Genomic DNA, 2,126 nt, shown 5'->3' on the forward strand with positions numbered 1-2,126 from the left:
GGCCGCCGGGGCCGAAACCGGGGCCGAAGCCGCCGAAGCCCGGACCGGGGCGGAACCCGCGGCCGAACGGACGGCCGAAGCGGCCGTGACCCTCGCCGCGGCCGATCGGGTCGTGCCGGGCGTCGGGGGAGTCGTGGTGCCGGCGACGGGGGTCGCCGTGGTTCTCGGTGGTGAAGTCGGTACCCATGGGGTACTCCTCTCGGGTCGGGGGGAAGAGATCGAGGTCGCGACGTCCTGTCGCGATGTGTCAAAGATATGTCGTTGACTATCGTCTGTCAACGGTCCGGCGGACATCCGGGCAGAAAGAAAGGAGGCGCGTCCCGAGTGGGACGCGCTCCTTCCGTCGAGCCGTCAGTTCGCGGGCTGCACCCCGAACGCCGAGGCGAGCTTCTCGATCTTCTGGGCCCGGCCCAGGCGGGGCAGGTCGCTGCCGTCGCGGATGACCCGGCCGCGTCCCTCGAAGTCGGCGAGGAAGTCCTGGGCCCAGGCGACGTCGGACGGCGTGGGGCTGATGACCTCGTTGATCACGGGCAGCTGCTCGACGTCGAGGCAGAGCTTGCCGGTGAGGCCGAGGGCGACCGCGACCCCGGACTGCTCCCGCAGGACGGGGTGGCTGCTGCCCACCGTCGGGCCGTCGATCGGGCCGGGCAGCCCGCCGATGCGGCTCGCCACGACGAGGCGGGAGCGGGGGTAGGCCATGGCCAGGTCGTCGGCGCTCGTGCCGGTGTCGCGGCGGTAGTCGCCGCTTCCGAACGCGAGGCGGAACGCTCCGCGGGCCTTGGCGATGGCGGGGCTCTCCTCGATGCCGAGGGCCGACTCGACGAGCGCGAGCACCGGCACCGCGCCTCCGAGTCGGTCGAAGGTCTCGGTGACGTGTTCGGGCGCCTCGGTCTTGGCGAGCATCACGCCGTGCAGTCCGGGCAGGCCCATCAGGGCGTCGACGTCGTCGGACCAGAAGTCGGTCGAGCGGTCGTTGATGCGCACCCAGGCCTCGCCGCCGCCCGTGAGCCAGGCGACGACGTCGTCGCGAGCGGCGGGCTTGCGGGCCGGGTCGACCGCGTCCTCGATGTCGAGGACGATCTGGTCGGCGCGGGACGCCTGGGCCGAGTTGAAACGGTCGGGGGCGGTGCCCGGCACGAGCAGCCACGAACGGGCGATGTCTGCCTTCGGTCGCGTGCGGGCGGCCGCCGCGGCCCGGCGGCCCGTCGCCGCGGAGTCGGTCGCGCCGGAGGCCGTCGCGGTCGGGTCGGAGGGGGTCTGGCTGGTGTCGGTCATGACGTCGTCGTCCTTCGTCGCTCGGCGGTCCGGTCCACGCTACCGGCTCGTCCGCGCCCGTGAGTCCCGCGGGCGCGGGCGGGGGCTCCCGGCCCGGGGTGCCGTTCGGGCGTAACGTTCAGGCGGATCACAGATCCAGGGAACGACCCCACCGACAGGAGTGAGCCATGACCGACGCGAACGATCCGCGGCGCGACCGCCCCGACCACGAGGGACGCGATCCCCAGCACGGCGACACGAACGACGCCCCGCGGTCCGACGAGACCGGCGAGACGGTCGAGCCGACCGAGGTGCCGTACGGCTCCGAGGTACCGACCCAGCAGCCCCCGGCCGTCGACTTCGGCGGCGACGCCCCGACGCAGCAGCAGCCCGCCGTCGACTTCGGGTCCGACGCCCCGACGCAGCAGGCCCCCGTCGCCGACGCCGAGGACCGCCCGGTCGTCGCCGAGGCCCCCGCGAACCCCGAGGCGTCCGGCCTGGACGCGCACGGGGCTCCCGCGTCGTCCGACGAGGAGGCGCTGCCCGATTCGGTGCCCGCCGAGTACGTCCCCGGCGACACCGGGTCCGACCAGCGCGCCGACGCCGACGCGTCGACCGACGCCGACCGCCGCGACACCGAGGTCCTCTCGGAGTCCGACCGCGACGCTGCCTCGACCGGCCGTCCCACCGAGGCGGTGCCCATGGTGGCGCCGACCGAACCCGCCCAGCGGGCCTGGTCCGCCTCCTCGGACGGCACGCGCCGTCCGCTGCACGACGACGAGGCCCTCCGTGCGGCCGAGGCCGCCCGCGCCGGCGAGCCCGCCACCGGTGACCGAGGGGACGACACGGCCACCGCGGCGTCCGCGACCGCG

3 protein-coding genes are annotated in these 2,126 nt (G+C 74.9%); 1 reads left to right on the top strand and 2 read right to left on the bottom strand.

Going from position 1 to position 2,126, the window contains the following annotated elements; all coding sequences use genetic code 11:
- Both IFT36_RS15855 and IFT36_RS15860 read right to left on the bottom strand, forming a co-directional pair.
- Positions 1-187: hypothetical protein (locus tag IFT36_RS15855; protein ID WP_200413643.1), on the bottom strand; the 187-nt coding region annotated here is incomplete at its 3' end.
- 164 nt (positions 188-351) lie between these two features.
- Positions 352-1,275 carry an HpcH/HpaI aldolase/citrate lyase family protein gene (locus tag IFT36_RS15860; protein ID WP_200413644.1) on the bottom strand — a complete coding sequence of 308 codons (924 nt, stop codon included), beginning with the start codon at positions 1,273-1,275 and terminating at the stop codon, positions 352-354.
- A gap of 167 nt (positions 1,276-1,442) precedes the next feature.
- Here IFT36_RS15860 and IFT36_RS15865 point away from each other — a divergent pair.
- Positions 1,443-2,126 (top strand): hypothetical protein (locus tag IFT36_RS15865; protein WP_200413645.1); only part of this gene is annotated, 684 nt, incomplete at its 3' end.

Source organism: Frigoribacterium sp. CFBP 13605 (assembly GCF_014839405.1).
Taxonomy (GTDB): Bacteria; Actinomycetota; Actinomycetes; order Actinomycetales; family Microbacteriaceae; genus Frigoribacterium.

Excerpts from the sequence above, each read along its gene's own strand:
- IFT36_RS15860 (WP_200413644.1), bottom strand. The coding sequence starts at position 1,275 with ATGACCGACACCAGCCAGACCCCCTCCGACCCGACCGCGACGGCCTCC.